Source organism: Phyllobacterium sp. CCNWLW183 (assembly GCF_037203775.1).
GTDB lineage: Bacteria > Pseudomonadota > Alphaproteobacteria > Rhizobiales > Rhizobiaceae > Phyllobacterium > Phyllobacterium ifriqiyense.
In genome coordinates this window covers 260,976-279,482 of sequence record NZ_JBBCBN010000005.1, presented here as the reverse complement: position 1 = coordinate 279,482, position 18,507 = coordinate 260,976, and the positions used below count along the sequence as shown (strand labels likewise).

The window sequence follows — 18,507 nt, the reverse complement described above, 5'->3', positions numbered from 1 at the left end:
ACCAACATAGTGGCGCCCGACCATGACCGCAATCGCTTGGGAGCGATGGTTTATTGCTTTTTCAACAGCGATTTGGCTTCCTTGATGCCCAATGCTTCAGGACGCGAACAGCTTGTTTTGATATCGATAAATTTCTTTTCCTCACCCGATCTGAGGATCGAAACCATGACGTCGACACCATGCAGAGCGCGCTCCAGCGAACAGCGGATGTCCCGGTCTTCGAGGATTGCCACGGCCATATCGGCAAGACCTGCGGTGCGATAATTCGCCATCATTCCTTGGGAGTGTTTCTGATTGGGCGTACCCAGAGGATGAGCCCAAGCCTTGACCGCCTTGGCTTTCTTGCCCGGCTTTGCAAGTTTTACCTCGCCGCCGAAGAAGTTCGGATCTGGGAGAAACAGCGACCCATCCGTGCCATAAAGTTCCATATTGGGGTGGTTATGCGCCCAAACATCCCAGCTTGCCGACAAGGTAATGGATGCGCCGCTTTCGAATTCAAGCAATGCCTGAATTGTCGTCGGTGTTGTTACGTCGATTTTTTCGCCAGCGCGCGGTGCGCTTGAGATCGTGCGCGTCGGACTGGCCATTGACGTGAGTGCAGCAACACGACGTACCGGTCCTATAAGATTGATGAGGTTGGCGATGTAGTATGGACCCAGATCGAGAATCGGCCCGCCACCCGGGCGGAAGAAAAAGTCGGGGTTTGGATGCCAATGCTCCATTCCATGACTCATGACATGGGCCGTCCCGGAAGTTATCGTGCCCACTTGTCCGTCATCCACCAGTTTACGCGCAAGCTGATGCGCGCCGCCGAGAAACGTATCGGGAGCGCACCCGGCTTTGAGGTTTTTCCTGGCGGCAAGTTTTTGAAGCTCCAATCCGTCGTTCAATGAAAGCGTCAAAGGTTTCTCTGAATAGAGATGCTTGCCTGCCGACAATATTTGCTTGGATACGTCAAAATGCGCGTCGGGTATGGTCAGGTTAACGACGAGATCAATATCTTCGCTTTCAAGCAATGCATCGATGCTCCGTGCCTCGACGCCAAATTCGGAAGCCCGGGCCGTTGCTGCTGCTTCGTTGATGTCGGCAACAGCGCGAATTTCGATGCCTTTGAACAGGGGGGCCAATTTGAGATATGCCGCAGAAATATTCCCCGAGCCGATAATGCCGACGCCTAATGTTTTGGCCATTTTCTTGGACTTTCTTCCTGGTGCCTAAACTTCAAAGTGCTTTAACGGTGGCGATAGACTGACGGGCAAACCGCTCATCATCCGCCGGCTTGTCATGTTCCATCACGAAATATTTGACGGGCGTGGTTTTCAACGCGGCTATCAAAGCTTTCCAGTCAACAGTCCCGTGGCCGACATCGGACCAGCCATCCTCGCTTGTATTTTCTCCGGCTGGTGCGATGTCCTTGACATGCACGGCACCGATGCGAGAGCCATAATTCTTGATCCATTCAAAGGGATCACCGCCGCCACGTATGATCCAGGCGATATCTGCCTCCCAGCCTATGCTCGGCGCAGCATCAAAGATCAGCTTCTGGGGAATGGAGCCATCAGCAAGGGCCACGAATTCGAAATCGTGATTGTGCCAACCGAAGGTAAAGCCAGCCTTGCTATAAACACTATGGGCGGCTTCAAGCCGCTGCCCGAACGCCGACCAGCCGGCAGCATCCACAGGTCGCTGTTCTACAGCCAGATACGGACAATAGATCGCTTTGATGCCAAGCGTCTCAGCGATGTCGATCACCTGTTGTGGATCGCTTTCAAGCAAATCAATGCTGAAATGTCCGGTTGGCATTGAGAGGCCATTTGCATCCAGCGCCGCCTTGGTAGCCTCCACGTCGGTATAGACGCCACCATAGCCTTCAACCTGCGCATACCCAAGGCGCTTCAACATTTCCAACGTCTTTTCAAGTGGCGGAAACTCGCGGGAACTGTAGAGCTGGTAAGAAAAATCGGTCATTATATTCTCCTTAATTTATGTCGTCTTGGGATTAGGGTCAGGGCCCTAGACACGGTTTTCGGTCGTGGCATCGAACAGCGAAGCCATAGCGGGATTGAAGTTGAGGTGGACCTTTTCGCCCGGCAAATAGCGCCGGCTGGAATCAACGCGCACGGATATCGGCTTGCCGGCAACTGTCAGCCAGACCAAGCTGTCGGCCCCCATTGGTTCGTCGAGATCAACCGTCGCTTCACAGGACAATCCAGCCGGGCCGGGTTTGTCATTGATCGTGATATGCTCTGGCCGGAAACCAAAAATAACGTCCCGCTCATTTGTCAGCGGTTCCTGCGCATCGTATGTGGCCAGCGAGACTGTGAGATCGGCTGCCGTGAAGGCTTTATCTTGGTTCGCCCCGGTAATTTTACCTCTTAGAAAGTTCATCGCAGGCGAACCGATGAAACTTGCAACAAAGAGATTGCGCGGCTTGTTGTAGATGGTCAGGGGTTCATCGAGCTGCTGGATCAATCCGCCTTTCATGACCGCAATGCGATCGGCAAGGGTCAATGCCTCGATCTGATCATGGGTTACATAGATCATCGTATTGGCAAGCTTGTGGTGCAGGCGTTTGATCTCCACACGCAGCTCGGAGCGCAGCTTGGCGTCAAGATTGGAGAGCGGCTCATCGAACAGGAACACATCGACATCGCGTACAAGCGCACGTCCTATGGCTACGCGTTGGCGCTGCCCGCCGGAAAGGGCGGCAGGCTTTCGTTGCAATAGTGGTTCCAATTGCAAGATATCGGCTGCATTGGCGATGCGCTGCTGGATTTGGGCCTTTGGCAGCCCGGCGACACGCAAACCGAAGGAAAGATTTTTCTCGACAGTCATTTGGGGATAAAGCGCATAGGACTGAAACACCATGCCGATGCCACGGTCCTTCGGCTCCTCCCACGTTACGTTCTTGCCTTTAATGAATATTTGCCCTTCCGAGATATCGAGCAAACCCGCAATGCAATTGAGCAGGGTTGATTTTCCGCATCCGGACGGGCCGAGCAATACGAGGAATTCGCCATCGGCCACCTCAATATTGAGGTCCTTCAGAACATTGACCGAGCCGAAGCTGACAGACAGATCCTTGATTGAAACACTGTGCACGGTAGTCACCCTTTAACAGCGCCAGCGGCTATGCCCCTGACGAAGTATTTGCCTGAGAAAAAGTAGACCAGGAGCGGAACGGCGCCGGTCAAAATGGTGGCCGCCATGTTGACGTTGTATTCCTTCACGCCCTGCGTCGAGTTGACGATGTTGTTCAGTTGCACGGTCATGGGAATGTTCTTGGAGCCTGCAAAAATGACTCCGAGGAGGAAGTCATTCCAGATACCGGTGACCTGTATGATGACCGCAACAATGAAAATCGGAGCTGAGAGCGGCACCATGATCTGGAAGAAAATACGCCAGAAACCGGCGCCGTCGACACGTGCGGCCTTGAACAGTTCGGTGGGGAGAGAAGCGAAGTAATTGCGGAATAGGAGCGTTAGAATCGGCATGCCGAAAATGGTGTGGATCACGATGATGCCGGTGAGTGTCCCGAAGATTCGCAGCTCACGCGTAATAATAACGAGCGGATAGAGCATTACCTGATAGGGTATGAAGGCCCCGAAGAGCAGGACGCTGAAGAATATTTCAGACCCCTTGAAACGCCAATTCGCCAGCGCATAACCGTTTACGGACGCAATCAGAATTGAAATGATCACGCTCGGGATAAGGATCTGGACCGAATTCCAGAACCCGACTTTCAGACCTTCGCAGTAGAGGCCGGTGCAGGCGCTCGTCCATGCTGTGCTCCAGGGCTGGAACGTGATTTCAACGGGCGGCGAGAAAATATTGCCAAGCCGAATTTCGGGCATGCCTTTCAGCGAAGTGACGATCATTACGTAGAGCGGCAGCACGTAATACAGCGCGGCGACCGCCAGGACTCCGTAGATCATGATCTTCGCTGGAGTGAATGTTCGTGTCGGCCGCCTGCCGTGTGGTTCGGTGGATATGGTATTGATCGCGGTCATTTGCGTTTTCCTCCGCGATATTCCATCAGAGCCCAGGGAATGATGATGATGAGAACGGTGGTCAGCATGATCGTAGAGGCAGCCAGACCCTGTCCGAGATTGGCGCGCCGGAACATGAACTCGTAGACATATTTGGCCGGCACCTCACTGGCGTTGCCAGGCCCCCCGCCTGTCAGAGCGACGACGAGATCATAGACGCGTACAATTCCGGTTGAGACCAGCACTATGGTGGTGATGAAAACAGGACGCATCATGGGAATGACAATGAAAAGATATGTCTTCCAGATGGGGATGCCGTCCACGCGTGAGGCTTTCCAGATATCCTCGTCAATCCCTCGCAGACCCGCCAGCATAAGCGCCATAACGAGGCCCGTACCATGCCAGAGACCGGCAATAACGACGGCGTAGATGGCAAAGCGCTGATCATTGAGAATTGAGAAAGTGAAGGTTTCAAATCCCAGATCGCGAACCACGCGCTGTATGCCGAATGTGGGTGTGAGAATCCACTGCCAGACAAGGCCCGTGACAATGAATGACAGGGCGTAGGGATAAAGGAAAACAGTTCGAAAGGCCCCCTCAAAGCGGATTTTCTGATCCATGAGGGCAGCAAGAATGAAGCCGATCACAGTCGAGAACACGAGGGTAAACACGCCAAATATGCCGAGGTTTATAGCCGAAACATTCCAGCGAGGCGTGTTGAAGAGCCGCGTATACTGATCAAATCCAACGAATGTGAGCTCGGGAAGAGATCGCGAGGACGTGAACGACAGCACGACCGTCCACAAAGTGCAACCAATGAAGACAATAAGAACCGTCGCAATCATTGGCACGGCTGCGACCTTGGCATTCAAGTTCTTGAAAAGAGTGTTGGGGCGCGCTGCGTGACTCATTATTTTCTCCGTCAGGCCGGGCCGCTCACTGCCATTTGTTTTGAGCAAATGGCAGTTTGGGCGGGGATGACTATTGGGCCTGTTCGATGATGCTGACGAAGCGAGCCTGCGCGTCCTCGACTGTCATGCTGGCATCGGCAAAGAACTCTTTAGACAGGTCTTCAACCTCCAGCTTTGTGTCTGGCGAAAGCAGCTGATTGACAGATGGCACTACATTGTCGAGTTTGTTGAGAACCTCGACGCCTTTCTTCATACAGGCATTTGCTGCGGCCAGATCGACATCGCCGCGGATCGGAAGCGATCCCTTGGCAAGATTGAATGCCACCTGCGTTTGCTTTGAAACCATCATGCTGGCGAGCTTAAGCTGCGCTTTGGTCACTTCCGGGTTTTCGTTCTTCGGGAAGTAGAAGGCGTCACCGCCAGTATTGAGGACAGGATTATTACCGAGGCCAAGCAGGCAATCATAATCTGTACCGGCTACCTTTCCAGCGACGCCAAATTCGCCTTGCGCCCAATCGCCCATGATCTGAGCGCTTGCTTTCCCGCTTATGACGAGACTTGTAGCCTCATTCCAGGAACGTCCGACATAGCCGGGGTCGGCTAACTCACGGGCTTGGGCATAGGCCTCAAAAACCGCCTTCATTTCGGGGCTGGCCGCTGCCACGGCATCCTTGTCACGATATACTTTGAGAAAAAGCTCCTTGCCGCCGATGGAAGAAACCATATCGTTGAAAATCAGGTTGACCTGCCATGCATCGCCGGTCGCCAAGGGAATGATGTCTTTTTCTTTGAGTTTTGGCCCAGCCGCAACAAACTCCTGCCAGTTGGCCGGGACGGATACGCCGCCCGCTTTGAACGCAGCCGGATTTACCCACATCCATTGTTCCGTATGAATATTGACGGGGACGCAGTAAATCTTGCCCTCATATTTGCAGGCATCGAAGAGTTTTGATGGCCGGATAAAATCTGCCCAACCTTCCTTGGTAGCAATCTCGGTAAGGTCGGTCATAAGCCCGGCTTTTACGAGGTCTTCGGCGTCCCGGCCCGTATTGAGCTGCGTCGCACCCATTGGATTGCCGCCAAGAATGCGGCTGACAATGATGGGGGTGGCTGTGCTGCCGCTTCCGGCAATAGCTCCATCGACCCATTTATCACCGCCCAGCTTATTGAAGGATTCCGCAAGCACCTTTGCAGCAGCGGCTTCACCGCCTGCGGTCCACCAATGGGTGACCTCAAGGTCTGCGGCTTTGGTATTGTTGATCGTAAGCAGGAATGTTGAAGTGGCTAATACGGCAAGAGCTGTACTGTAACGCATCTTTTCCTCCCAAATCTGAAACGTTACAGGTAGGCTAGACTAAACTTTGCGTTGGCGCAATTCCCCGCGTTTATTTTTCTTGTGCAGGCGTCTCTGTGTTGAAAACCAAGCAATTTTAGAGGGTTTTCTCATTTTTCATGCAAGTTTTTGTCGTTGCAACGCACGCTTACACCAGTTTAAGTTGTGCAATAGAATGTCAGGGAGCTATACTGCAGCAACAAGGAAACGTAATGTTTCTGAAACGATACAGAAGCGCTGCATGGTGAAGGATGGCCTTGACGGGCCAGCAAGATATGAACGCAAAAGATTTGAGACGTGGTTCGAGCAGCGAAGCAGTGGAGCTTCCCGAAGGAGAGCGTCCAACTTTAAAGACGATAGCCTTCATGGCTGGGCTGGGTGTGACAACTGTTTCTCGCGCATTGAAAGACGCGCCAGAAATTGGCCGCGCAACCAAAAACCGCGTGCAACTCATCGCAAAACAGATTGGCTACCGGCCCAACCGTGCTGGCGTAAGGCTGCGAACTGGCAAGACGAATGTTATTAGTCTTGTGCTTAATGCGCAGTCGGAAATTATGGGCCTGACGTCAAACATGGTCTATGGCATTTCCGAGATATTATCGCAGACGCCGTATCATCTGACCGTTACGCCCTATTCGGCTGAAAATGATCCCATGCAGCCCATTCGCTACATCGTGGAAACAGGTTCTGCCGATGGCATTATCATGTCACGTACGGAGCCTGACGATGCGCGCGTCCGTTATCTTACCGAGCACGGCATCCCATTTGCTACCCATGGGCGGACAGAAATGGGGATCGAGCATCCATTCCATGATTTCGACAATGAAGCATTTGCCTATAAATCCGCGAGAAGCTTGCTGATCAAAGGACGCAAGAAAATTGCGATGATGGCCGGCCCCACCTCTGCGGTAACCTACCATAGGCATCTGGAGCGGGGGTTCTCCCGGGCAATCGAGGAGGGCGGTGCGCAGGCTATTCTGGTTCCTGATATTGACGTGGACACATCGCTTGGGCGCATTCGTGATCGAACGGAAGAAATAATGTCCGGCCAAAATCGCCCGGATGGAATTGTCTGTTGTAGCGGGAGCGCAGCCATTGCTTTGGTTGCAGGAATTGAAGCGGCTGGCCTCAAAATTGGCACGGATGTTGATCTCGTATCGAAACAATCGAGCGACGTGCTGAAATGGTTCCGACCGGAAATAATCGTGTTTAACGAAGATGTTCGCCACGCCGGGCGGGAACTGGCACGCGCCGTGTTACGCCGCATCGAAGGAGTGGATGCGCGGGAGTTGCAGAGCCTGAGTTATCCGGATGAATAGTGGTGGGGTGCCTATCGGCAAATGGGGTAGTGCGTGTCAAAGCACGCACCACATTCATGCCTGATCAGTTATTCTCGTTCAGGATTTCACGCTTGCCGACATGATTTGCTGGCCCAACGAGTCCTTCTTTTTCCATGCGCTCCACAAGGGAAGCGGCACGATTGTACCCAATTTGAAGGCGGCGCTGGATGTAGGATGTTGAGCATTTTTTATCGCGCAACATGATTTTTACCGCTTGATCATAAAGCTCGTTTCCGTCTTCGGAAGCCATATTGCCTTTGTCGAAAACTGCGCTGTCCTCGTTTTCGACTTCTTCTTCCTCGGTCTCGTCGGCAGTGACCGTATCGAGATAATCCGGCTGACCTTGCGCCTTCAGGTGGGTAACGATCTGTTCCACTTCTTCATCAGAGACGAAGGGGCCGTGAACGCGGGCGATCCGGCCGCCGCCGATCATATGCAGCATGTCGCCTTGGCCCAAGAGCTGTTCGGCACCCTGCTCGCCCAAAATGGTGCGGCTGTCGATCTTCGATGTTACTTGAAACGAAATACGCGTCGGGAAGTTGGCCTTGATGGTGCCGGTAATGACGTCGACGGAAGGACGCTGCGTTGCCATGATCAGGTGAATGCCAGCCGCACGTGCCATTTGCGCCAAACGCTGTATCGCGCCTTCGATATCCTTGCCGGCCACCATCATCAGGTCGGCCATCTCGTCGACGATGATGACAATGTACGGCATTGCCGTCAGATCCATTTCTTCCTGTTCATATTCAGGTGTGCCCGTGCCTTTATCGAAGCCCGTTTGAACTGTGCACATCACGGTTTCGCCTTTTTCACGGGCGCTGGCAACGCGAGCATTGAAACCATCAATATTGCGGACGCCGAGTTTCGACATTTTGCGATATCGATCTTCCATTTCGCGAACCGCCCATTTCAATGCCATGACGGCTTTCTTGGGATCGGTAACAACAGGGGTAAGCAGATGCGGAATGCCATCATAGATCGACAGTTCCAGCATCTTCGGATCGACCATGATCAAGCGGCACTCGTCGGGCGTGAGCCGGTAGAGCAGGGACAGGATCATCGTATTTATCGCAACGGATTTACCAGAACCCGTGGTACCAGCCACCAGAAGATGGGGCATCTTGGCGAGCTCAGCGATCACCGGCTCGCCGCCGATGGTCTTTCCAAGGCAGAGCGCCAGTTTGAACTTTGTCTTGTCGAAGCTGTCAGATTCGATCATTTCCCGCAGGAACACCGTCTCGCGTGTCGTGTTGGGCAGTTCAATACCAATAACATTGCGCCCTGGAACCACTGCAACGCGTGCTGACAATGCAGACATGGAACGCGCAATATCGTCAGCAAGGCCAATGACGCGCGAAGATTTTACGCCCGGGGCAGGTTCGAACTCATATAATGTGACCACCGGTCCTGGACGAACATGAATGATCTCGCCGCGAATGCCGAAATCTTCCAGGACACTCTCAAGCAAACCAGCATTCTGCTCCAGCGTTTCCTGCGAAATGGTGATCGTATCCTGCGCAGTATGTTCCTGTAACAAGTCGACCGGCGGCTTCTCGTATCCGACGTGGGTTGGCGGCGCCATGCGCGTCTCGATGCCACCGACAATGGCAAGCCGTCTTTGCGGTGCAAGCGTTTGCGCAGGCGCAGGTGCTGGCTGTGGAGCAATCTCACGCCGCTGCACGACAACTTGCTGTTGGACGATAGGAGCCGGAGACTCCTCCACCGAGGCCTCGACGACCGTCTCTATCGTGTCATTCCAGGTGAATGCGGCGTTCAGCTGATCTTCTGACTTTTCGGGCGCAGAAGGAACCAAAAGCTGCGGGTCGATAGCTTCCGCAGCAAGAGCCTTCTTATACTCCACGATACGAAAACGGGCGGTGATCTCATCAGGGCTATATTGTATTTTTTTTGGGCGCACATAAGCGCTGGTGACCGGAGCTACATCAGCGATCACGCCCATGCTGTCCCAGAATGCGAAGTCTGACACATAGGCATAAGCCGAGCTGGCTGCCTCTTTGGCCGGGGACGATGCCGCGACCGTATTTTCGTGTTTCTCTTCGATGGAGACGGTCGGAATCTTGCTCGCTAAAACCGGTGAACGTTCTGGTTGCGCAGGGGCGGCCTGCACGACGGGCGGGCGCGGCGGAGCCACAGGTGCCTTGAACCCGACAGGGGCGGCTCTCTGCGCCGTGGAAACCTGTAAAGGCGTTGGAGCTGGCTGCTCTTTGCCCTTTTGCAATTCACTGTCTGGCGTCCGTGTGAAACGGACATTCTCAGACAAGGAGAACATGCGCTTTGAAATTGGTGCCGTCGCAGCATCCGGCAACACATAGCCCGCGCTTTGCAGCCGCTCCATGGGATGCGCAGGGGCTTGCGCGACAGGCGGCGCCGAACGGCGAACGTTTACAGGTGCATAGGCCGCAGCCGGGGCTGGATTGGGGGCGGGGGCACTTGCAGGAGGTGTCTGATTTGCCTCTGTTGTCGCGTAGTCATCTGATTTTATTGGGAAATTTGTTCTGGAAATATGCATGATGCCTGCGAACGAAACGGGATGAGGTGACCGGATTTGTGCTGCTCTAGGAATAGAAAATGAAGGTTAACAACTCTCTACCGAGCACCACTTTCTCACCGTTCCATACGCAAAAAAATATCCCGGGATTTGGCCCCGGGATGATAATAATTATAAATATATGTTGCGGGCGATGGGCCGATTGTCAGGCTTGGCGTTGCAGCAATGCCCCAGATGCGTGGGCTGCGTTGTTGACGCCATCAATACCAGTCGCAACGACGGAAACGCGGAAAACACCTTCCAGAGCATCGTCAAATGTAGCGCCGAGAATGATATTCGCCTGATCGTCAACTTCCTCCCGAATGCGGGTGGCGGCTTCGTCAACTTCAAACAGTGTCATGTCGCGGCCACCGGAGATGGAAACGAGAACGCCTTTGGCACCCTTCATCGATTCCACATCAAGCAGCGGATTGGCGATTGCTGCTTCCGCAGCGGCCTGAGCGCGCCCTTGGCCCGTGCCTTCGCCGGTACCCATCATGGCCCGGCCCATATCCCTCATCACGGATCGCACATCGGCAAAATCCAGATTGATGAGGCCTTCGCGCACCATCAAATCGGTGATGCATGCGACGCCTGAATAAAGAACCCGGTCAGCGATGGCGAAGGCATCGGCGAATGTTGTGTTGGCGCTGGCGACGCGGAAAAGGTTCTGGTTGGGAATGACGATCAAAGTATCGGCGCTCTCGCGCAGTGCTTCAAGGCCTTCTTCAGCCATCCGCATGCGGCGGGTTCCCTCGAAGGAAAACGGTTTTGTGACGACGCCAACGGTAAGGATGCCTGCGGAACGCGCTGCGCGTGCAATCACCGGGGCTGCACCTGTTCCGGTGCCGCCGCCCATGCCAGCTGTAACGAAACACATATGTGTTCCTGTCAGATGGTCCATGATTTCGTCGATGCTTTCCTCAGCAGCAGCGCGGCCGATTTCCGGATGCGATCCGGCACCCAGGCCCTGCGTGACATTCGCGCCCAGCTGTATAAGCCTGGTCGCCTTGGACATCGACAGTGCCTGCGCATCTGTGTTTGCAACGATGAATTGCGTTCCTTGCAGGTTTTCGCGGATCATATTGTTGACCGCATTACCGCCGCCACCTCCAACACCGAACACGGTAATATTCGGCTTCATCTCGGAAATTTCCGGTTTTTGAAGGTTGATCGACATGGTGCAATCCTTGTTCCGCGCCGCTCACTATCATCGGCGTACAGGTCTAAATCTCAAAATATCGCGTCCGTGAGAATCAAAACTGAAAATATCCCGGAGCGGCGGCAAAGAATCAGAAGGAGGTTTGCGGCGCAAGCCCTGAAATGGTCACTTATCGTATCGCTTACGTTTTTCTTTGCATTCCAACAGAGTGCGGCTCCCTAGCATTGGGTCCGAAAAGCGCAGTCAACAGACGTTCATGTTGATCCTTTACGGATGCATTTCTCACTGAACCATTCTAGTCTTTTTTGGATTCGGCCACATAGAGCTTATGAAGGAATTTTTCCATGTCTGATATTTCTGCCATGCATCCGATTTCGCGTCGTTCTCTTTTGAGTGGCATGGCCGCAACATCGGCGCTCTTATTGCTACATCCTTTTTCCGCGCGCGCGGCATCCAACCAGGCTCATTTGCGGCTGATGGAAACGACCGACATCCATGTGAATGTTTTTCCCTATGATTATTACGCCGATAAGCCAAACGACACGATGGGGCTGGCCCGCACAGCGACGATCATGGATACAATTCGCGCTGAAGCCACCAACTCGCTCCTCATCGACAATGGCGACTTTCTCCAGGGCAATCCCATGGGAGATTACATGGCTTATCAGCGTGGAATGAAAGAAGGCGATGTCCACCCTGTTATCAAAGCCATGAATGTCTTGGGCTATGATGTGGGGACGCTCGGCAATCACGAGTTCAATTACGGTCTTGACTATATGTTCAATGTGGTCGGCGGGTCGAATTTTCCTTATGTCTGTGCAAATCTGACCAAAGGAAATTTGGCCAGCGATCCCAAGCAGGATGAGCTCTTCTTCAAGCCCTATGTCATCATTGAAAAGATTATCAAGGACGGTTCTGGCGCAGAAACTCCGATAAAGATCGGATTTATCGGTTTTGTGCCTCCTCAAATCATGTTGTGGGATGTCAAAAACCTCGAAGGAAAGGCTCAAACGCGCGATATCGTTGAAGCCGCAAAAGCTTGGGTGCCCGCGATGAAGGAAGAGGGTGTCGATATTATCGTTGCGTTATCTCACTCCGGCATCGATGGGGCACCTCTCGCCGATCGCATGGAAAATGCCTCACTCCACCTCGCGGGCGTGGAAGGCATCGACGCAATTTTTACCGGGCACCAGCATCTGGTTTTTCCGGGCCCGAAAAGCTGGGACGGTATTGCCGGTGTTGATCCAATTAAGGGAACATTGTCTGGAAAACCGGCTGTAATGGCGGGTTTCTGGGGTTCGCATCTTGGGCTGATCGACCTGCTGCTTGAAAAGGACGGCCAACGCTGGCGGATTGTTGATTTTACTGCGGAGGCTCGTCCAATTTACCATCGCGATGAGGCGAAGAAGGTTGTGGCGGATGTTGCCGATAAGGCCGAAGTTATTGATGCAGCCAAAGCAGAACATGAAGCAACGCTGAATTACGTTCGCACCCCGGTGGGTAAAACCTCCGCTCCGCTCTATTCCTATTTTGCCTTGGTTGCCGATGATCCTTCGGTTCAAGTCGTATCTCAGGCGCAGACCTGGTACATAAAGCAGATGCTCAAGGAAACGGAGTATAAGGACCTGCCCGTTTTATCAGCTGCCGCCCCATTCAAGGCAGGCGGGCGTGGTGGTGCAGACTACTATACCGATGTTCCTGCCGGAGATATCGCGATCAAGAATGTCGCTGATCTCTATCTTTATCCCAACACGGTGCAGGCGGTGGCAATCACTGGCGAGCAAGTCAAAAACTGGTTGGAAATGTCGGCGGGCATGTTCAATCACATACCGGCAGGATCGAAGGATGCGGCCCTGCTCAATGCGAACTTTCCGTCTTACAACTTCGATATTATCGACGGCGTTACTTATGAAATCGATTTGTCGCAGGAACGCAAGTTTGACAATGATGGCTTGCCGGTCAATCCGCAAGCCAACCGTATCCAGAACCTTCAATTTGACGGCAAGCCAATTGATCCGGCGCAGAAATTTGTTGTCGTCACGAATAATTATCGCGCAGGCGGAGGCGGAAAGTTCCCCGAGATTGCTGCAGATAAGGTGATCTTTGTAGCCCCGGACACAAACCGCGATGTCATTGTGCGTTATATCGTTGAAGAGGGGACGATCAATCCGTCAGCGGATGCCAATTGGACATTCAAAGCGCTTCCCGGCACCACGGTCACCTTCGAAAGCGGCCCCAAGGCGAAACAATTCCTTGGCGATCTGAAAAGCGTCAAGATCGAGGATGCCGGAGATGGTGCCGAGGGATTTGCCAAGTTTCGGCTTGTTTTGTGAGTGTATTCACAGATGCAGCTGCGTTGATGGTTACAAAATGAGCCGTTAGAACCCTCCCGCTTTAACGCTATCGGGAGGGTAGAATGCACCAAAATAATTTCGGAAAACGGGCGCGGCTTCTGTTTGCCAGTTCTGTAGGCACCATTATTGAATGGTACGATTTCTTTATCTTTGCCACCTGCGCGGTGCTGGTTTTTGACAAGGCATTCTTTCCGACAGCTGACCCAATGATAGGGGTTTTGCTCGGCCTCAGCACTTTTGCCATAGGTTTTATCGCCCGCCCGCTGGGTGGCATAATCTTCGGAGTTCTTGGGGATCGCATAGGACGCAAAAACGCGCTGGTTGTAAGTCTTGCCATGATGGGCGGAGCAACTTTCGCCATGGGTCTTCTGCCGACCTATGCGTCAGTTGGCGTTCTGGCGCCGGTCTTGCTGGTTGCGCTGCGTATCGTGCAAGGTGTCGCAGTGGGTGGCGAGGCAACGGGTGCCTTGTTGATCGTTGCTGAATCGATGCCCGGCAAACAGCGCGGGTTCTGGACAAGCTTTCCCATGGTTGGTGGTCCTGCTGCCAATGTGCTGGCGGCAGCCACGATAAGCTTCCTCACGATACGTTTTGGCGAGCAGGCTTTTATCGATTGGGCTTGGCGGCTGCCCTTCCTCTTCTCGATCGTGCTGGTCATTCTGGGTTTCTGGATGCGCCGCCGGGTCGAAGAATCTCCTGCTTTCATCGAACTCGTCGAAAAGCGAAAGACGATACCGGCTGCGCCTTTTTCCGAAGCATTCAAGCACTTTAGCAAACCAATGGGACAGGTCTTTCTGGTCAAGACGGCCGAGAACACATTGTTTTACCTGTTCACGACATTCTTCCTGGTGCTGACGGTTCAGTTTCTTGGTTTAGCGCGATCAGTTGGCGTTGGAGCCCTGTTCTGGGGATCTGTTGCTGAAGTCATCGTGATTATGGTCGCGGCATATGCGTCGGATTTGTTTGGACGCAAGCCCTTGATGTTTATCGGCCTACTGGGCGGCCTGGCCGCAGGCGCTTATCTTTTCAGTCTGCCGCATGGTGCCGATCCGCAAACAGTATTGATGGCAACGCTGCTAACGCTCACATTCCACGGGATTATAGTTGGAAGCATGGCTCCGTTTTTTACCGAGTTGTTTCCGACGCATGTTCGCTACTCAGCCATGTCGATCAGTTATCAGGTCGCCTCGGTGGTTGGTGGCTCTGTTGCGCCCTTGATTGCAACCCTCTTGCTTAACGCAACAGGATCGCCGCATGCAGTCATTATCTATGCAGCAGTGATGGTAATTCCCGGCATTATTTGCGTGCTTTTGTCACGTGAGACGCGAGGGGTGGACCTGACGACGCTTTAGTCATCATCGGTCGAAGTGACTGCCGCATATTGCCCGTAATATGTTTCGAGCGCGGTGAGCCCGGCTTTCAAGTCGCGCGTTCCGTGCTCGCCCAGTCTGGCAAACAAGTCGGCCTCAAAATCGTAAGCGAGCTTGGCCAAATGCTCATAGGCTTTGAGGCCGGCAGCGGTGAGTTCCAGATGTTCGGTTCGCCGATCAACCTCATCCCGGCGGCGCTTCAGCCAACGGCGTTGCTCAAGAGAGAAAACCGCGCGACTGACTTTTGTTTTATGCATTGAAGAATGCAGCCCGATAGCAGTGGCAGTTTGAGCCCCAAATTGGCCAAGTGTCGCCAATGTGCGCCATTCGGGGCGCGTTAGGCCATATTGTTCACGGTACTGGCTGGAGAAACGTCTGCTGATCGTCTCTGCAGCTTTATTCAGCCTGTACGGTGTAAACTCCTCCAGAATGAGGGGAATGCGGTCCACTACTTTATTCGTCATGAGCAAAAAGCCTCTTTGTGATTGATAGTTACAAAAAATATCGTCACAAATGCAACTAAATTGATGGAGGTTCAACATGACCCTTAGTTACATGCCCGGCTTCGGAAATGATTTTGAAACAGAATCGCTTGCCGGGGCACTGCCTCAAGGACAAAACTCACCACAACGTTGCGCTTATGGTCTTTATGCAGAGCAATTGTCCGGTTCTCCATTCACTGCGCCGAGGGGCATCAATGAGCGCTCCTGGCTTTATCGCATTCGCCCCTCTGTCAAGCATAGTGGCCGGTTCACGCCGGCAAAGCGCGAGCATTGGAAGACAGCTCCCAACCTTGATGATCATGAACTGCCGATCGGCCAGTTGCGTTGGAACCCGACACCGATGCCGGAAAGCGCCGTAAACTTTATCGATAGCATTCGCACCATGACAACGGCGGGCGATGTTCATGGGCAGGCGGGTATGGCCGCACATGTCTACGCCTTCAATCAAGACATGGTGGATGATTATTTTTTCAATGCCGATGGAGAATTATTGCTCGTACCCGAGCAGGGAATGCTGAGCATCTTTACGGAAATGGGCATTATAGAAATAGAACCGAGCGAAATCTGTATCATTCCCCGCGGTATGATGTTCAAGGTTGCCGCACTCGACGGTGAAGCGCGCGGCTATATTTGCGAAAATTATGGCGCAAAGTTTTCACTGCCGGATCGCGGACCTATCGGCGCCAATTGTCTCGCCAATCCACGGGATTTTAAAACACCGATTGCCGCTTTCGAAGAGAAAGAAACACCGTGCCGCCTGCATGTAAAATGGTGCGGCAAATTCTACGAAACATTGCTTGGTCATTCTCCGCTGGATGTCGTAGCGTGGCACGGAAACTACGCGCCATATAAATATGATCTGCGCACCTTTTCGCCCGTTGGTGCAATTCTATTTGATCACCCGGACCCATCCATCTTTACCGTGCTGACAGCGCCTTCCGGTGAAGAGGGAACGGCGAATGTTGATTTTGTAATATTCCCCCCACGTTGGCTTGTCGCGGAACATAGTTTCCGTCCCCCTTGGTACCATCGGAATATAATGTCGGAATTCATGGGGCTTATTTATGGGCAATATGATGCGAAGGAAGAGGGGTTTGTAGCGGGTGGCATGAGCTTGCATAATATGATGTTGGCGCATGGGCCGGACGCCATGGGCTTTAACAAGGCATCCACCGTCGAGTTGAAACCGCAGCGGTTGGAGAACACCATGGCATTCATGTTCGAAACCCGGTTCCCGCAGCATCTCACGCGTTTTGCCGCAGAATTGGAAACGCTGCAGGATAATTATGCCGATTGCTGGTCGGGGCTTAAAAAGCGCTTCAACGGGACACCTGAAGGGGATTGGTCGGAATGAAATTGGCATCAATCAATAATGGCACGCGGGATGGCAAACTCGTTCTCGTGTCAAAGGATTTGGCGTATTATACTGACGCTTCCTTTCTCGCTCCGACATTGCAAGCGGCACTGGATGATTGGGCGCGAATTGCCCCGCATCTGCAAGCGCTCGCTACAAGTTTGGATCATGGCGCAGTGCCAACGATAAGATTCCATGAGCATGAGGCATTATCCCCGCTGCCTCGTGCCTATCAATGGGCGGATGGCTCAGCCTACGTCAATCATGTTGAACTGGTCCGGAAGGCTCGCTCTGCAGAAATGCCGGAAAGTTTTTGGACCGATCCGCTCATGTATCAAGGCGGATCGGACAGCTTTCTCAGCCCTCGGGATCCAATTCGCATGGCGGATGAGGCCTATGGTATCGACATGGAGGGTGAGGTTGCAGTCATCGTTGATGACGTGCCCATGGGTGCAACCATTGATGAAGCGCGTGATGCAATTCGCCTTTTGATGTTAGTCAATGACGTCAGTTTGCGGGGGCTGATACCGGCTGAACTGGGCAAAGGATTTGGCTTCTTTCAGTCAAAGCCCTCCTCTGCCTTTTCTCCCGTAGCGGTGACGCCGGATGAATTGGGCGATGCCTGGGATGGGGGCAAAGTGCATCTGCCGCTGAGCGTTGATCTGAACGGCAAGCCCTTTGGCCGCGCAAATGCCGGGATCGACATGACATTCGATTTTCCAAAATTGATTGCTCATGCCGCAAAGACGAGAGCATTATCTGCCGGCGCAATCATTGGTTCGGGTACCGTATCAAACAAGCTCGACGGCGGTCCGGGGAAATCGGTCGATGAAGGTGGTGCCGGATATTCATGCATCGCAGAGGTCCGCATGATTGAAACCATCAATAGCGGAACGCCACAAACGCCGTTCATGCGATTTGGCGATATTGTCCGCATCGAAATGCGCGATAGTCATGGGCATTCCATTTTTGGGGCAATCGAGCAAAAGGTCGAAAAGTATGAGCGCTGAGGCAACGCTTTACGATTATTGGCGCTCATCGGCCAGTTACCGTGTTCGCATTGCCCTCAACAGCCTCGGAATTCCTTACACAAGAATTTCGGTTGATTTGCTTCAGGCTGAACATAAGAGCGCTGAAAACCTGAGCCGGAACCCTCAAGGACTGGTGCCCACATTGGTTCTGGACGGTCACACGTTTACCCAATCGCTGGCTATCATCGAATATTTGAACGAGATTTTCCCGGAAGCCGGGTTTCTCCCCGCCAATGCGTTGGGGCGGCAGCGCGTTCGCGCCTTGTCTTACGCAATTGCCATGGAAATCCATCCGGTTTGTAACATGAACGTCGCTGCGCACATTGTATCTTTAACCGGCGGCGGCGATGACGCGCGTATGAGCTGGATGCGAAAGTTCATTTCCGAGGGGCTGACCTCGTTTGAACGGATGCTCGACCATTCGGAAACTGGCATGTTCTGCCATGGTGACAAACCCGGAATGGCCGATTTCTGCCTTGTGCCCCAGGTTTATAATGCAAAACGCTGGGGAGCAGATATAGGCAATCTCGTACGCATTAACGAGATTGCCGGACGCTGCGGTGCATTACCGGCTTTTGCTGGCGCGCATCCTGATCAGGTGAAATAGGCGCG

14 protein-coding genes and 1 pseudogene are annotated in these 18,507 nt (G+C 53.2%); 6 read left to right on the top strand and 9 right to left on the bottom strand.

The features are described from left to right. Window positions 1–50: 50 nt before the first annotated feature. The 6 genes from V9K95_RS13765 to V9K95_RS13740 all read right to left on the bottom strand — a co-directional run bounded on the left by V9K95_RS13765 (window position 51) and on the right by V9K95_RS13740 (window position 6,215). Window positions 51–1,190, bottom strand: a complete 1,140-nt coding sequence (locus tag V9K95_RS13765; RefSeq protein ID WP_336442164.1) for a Gfo/Idh/MocA family protein — start codon at window positions 1,188–1,190, stop codon at window positions 51–53. A 31-nt stretch (window positions 1,191–1,221) separates the two neighbouring features. Then, window positions 1,222–1,968 (bottom strand): sugar phosphate isomerase/epimerase family protein, encoded by a 747-nt coding sequence (locus tag V9K95_RS13760; protein WP_336442165.1) that lies wholly within the window; start codon window positions 1,966–1,968, stop codon window positions 1,222–1,224. Between the two features lie 45 nt (window positions 1,969–2,013). Further along, complete coding sequence (locus V9K95_RS13755; protein ID WP_336442166.1) at window positions 2,014–3,111, bottom strand: ABC transporter ATP-binding protein; 1,098 nt, start codon at window positions 3,109–3,111, stop codon at window positions 2,014–2,016. Further along, on the bottom strand, window positions 3,108–4,010 hold the full coding sequence (locus V9K95_RS13750) for a carbohydrate ABC transporter permease (protein ID WP_115053392.1): 903 nt from the start codon (window positions 4,008–4,010) through the stop codon (window positions 3,108–3,110). The genes V9K95_RS13755 and V9K95_RS13750 overlap by 4 nt, the downstream gene beginning before the upstream one ends. Next, window positions 4,007–4,900, bottom strand: coding sequence for a carbohydrate ABC transporter permease (locus tag V9K95_RS13745; protein WP_307275504.1), 894 nt, complete (start codon window positions 4,898–4,900; stop codon window positions 4,007–4,009). The genes V9K95_RS13750 and V9K95_RS13745 overlap by 4 nt, the downstream gene beginning before the upstream one ends. Window positions 4,901–4,970: 70 nt before the next feature. Then, window positions 4,971–6,215: an extracellular solute-binding protein gene (locus V9K95_RS13740; protein WP_115053394.1), complete on the bottom strand. Its 1,245-nt coding sequence runs from the start codon at window positions 6,213–6,215 to the stop codon at window positions 4,971–4,973. 293 nt (window positions 6,216–6,508) lie between these two features. Between V9K95_RS13740 and V9K95_RS13735 the strand changes: the two genes are divergently transcribed. Next, window positions 6,509–7,552 (top strand): LacI family transcriptional regulator, encoded by a 1,044-nt coding sequence (locus tag V9K95_RS13735; protein WP_336442167.1) that lies wholly within the window; start codon window positions 6,509–6,511, stop codon window positions 7,550–7,552. 64 nt (window positions 7,553–7,616) lie between these two features. Here V9K95_RS13735 and V9K95_RS13730 read toward each other — a convergent pair whose 3' ends face one another. Next, a complete protein-coding gene (locus tag V9K95_RS13730; RefSeq protein WP_336442202.1) occupies window positions 7,617–9,929 on the bottom strand; it encodes a DNA translocase FtsK in 2,313 nt (770 codons plus the stop codon). A 406-nt stretch (window positions 9,930–10,335) separates the two neighbouring features. Next, a pseudogene (gene ftsZ / locus V9K95_RS13725) lies at window positions 10,336–11,301 on the bottom strand (cell division protein FtsZ); the annotation flags it as partial. Window positions 11,302–11,627: 326 nt separating this feature from the next. Here ftsZ and V9K95_RS13720 point away from each other — a divergent pair. Together V9K95_RS13720 and V9K95_RS13715 are read left to right on the top strand one after the other, a co-directional pair. Beyond that, window positions 11,628–13,616 carry a bifunctional 2',3'-cyclic-nucleotide 2'-phosphodiesterase/3'-nucleotidase gene (locus V9K95_RS13720; protein WP_336442168.1) on the top strand — a complete coding sequence of 663 codons (1,989 nt, stop codon included), beginning with the start codon at window positions 11,628–11,630 and terminating at the stop codon, window positions 13,614–13,616. 83 nt (window positions 13,617–13,699) lie between these two features. Then, window positions 13,700–14,989 (top strand): MFS transporter, encoded by a 1,290-nt coding sequence (locus V9K95_RS13715; protein WP_115053397.1) that lies wholly within the window; start codon window positions 13,700–13,702, stop codon window positions 14,987–14,989. On the opposite strand, the gene V9K95_RS13710 is transcribed toward V9K95_RS13715, so the two are convergent. After that, window positions 14,986–15,471 (bottom strand): MarR family winged helix-turn-helix transcriptional regulator, encoded by a 486-nt coding sequence (locus V9K95_RS13710; RefSeq protein WP_336442169.1) that lies wholly within the window; start codon window positions 15,469–15,471, stop codon window positions 14,986–14,988. The two genes, V9K95_RS13715 and V9K95_RS13710, sit on opposite strands and share 4 nt — an antisense overlap. Window positions 15,472–15,547: 76 nt before the next feature. Here V9K95_RS13710 and hmgA point away from each other — a divergent pair, with 76 nt between their 5' ends. The 3 genes from hmgA to maiA are packed head-to-tail and all read left to right on the top strand — an operon-like array spanning window position 15,548 to window position 18,502. After that, the gene (hmgA, locus tag V9K95_RS13705) at window positions 15,548–16,864 is read left to right on the top strand and encodes a homogentisate 1,2-dioxygenase (protein WP_336442170.1); all 1,317 of its coding nucleotides are present in this window, start codon (window positions 15,548–15,550) and stop codon (window positions 16,862–16,864) included. After that, a complete protein-coding gene (locus V9K95_RS13700) occupies window positions 16,861–17,874 on the top strand; it encodes a fumarylacetoacetate hydrolase family protein (protein ID WP_336442171.1) in 1,014 nt (337 codons plus the stop codon). The genes hmgA and V9K95_RS13700 overlap by 4 nt, the downstream gene beginning before the upstream one ends. After that, window positions 17,864–18,502, top strand: coding sequence for a maleylacetoacetate isomerase (gene maiA, locus V9K95_RS13695; RefSeq protein WP_336442172.1), 639 nt, complete (start codon window positions 17,864–17,866; stop codon window positions 18,500–18,502). The genes V9K95_RS13700 and maiA overlap by 11 nt, the downstream gene beginning before the upstream one ends. The last annotated feature ends 5 nt before the right edge of the window (window positions 18,503–18,507 follow it).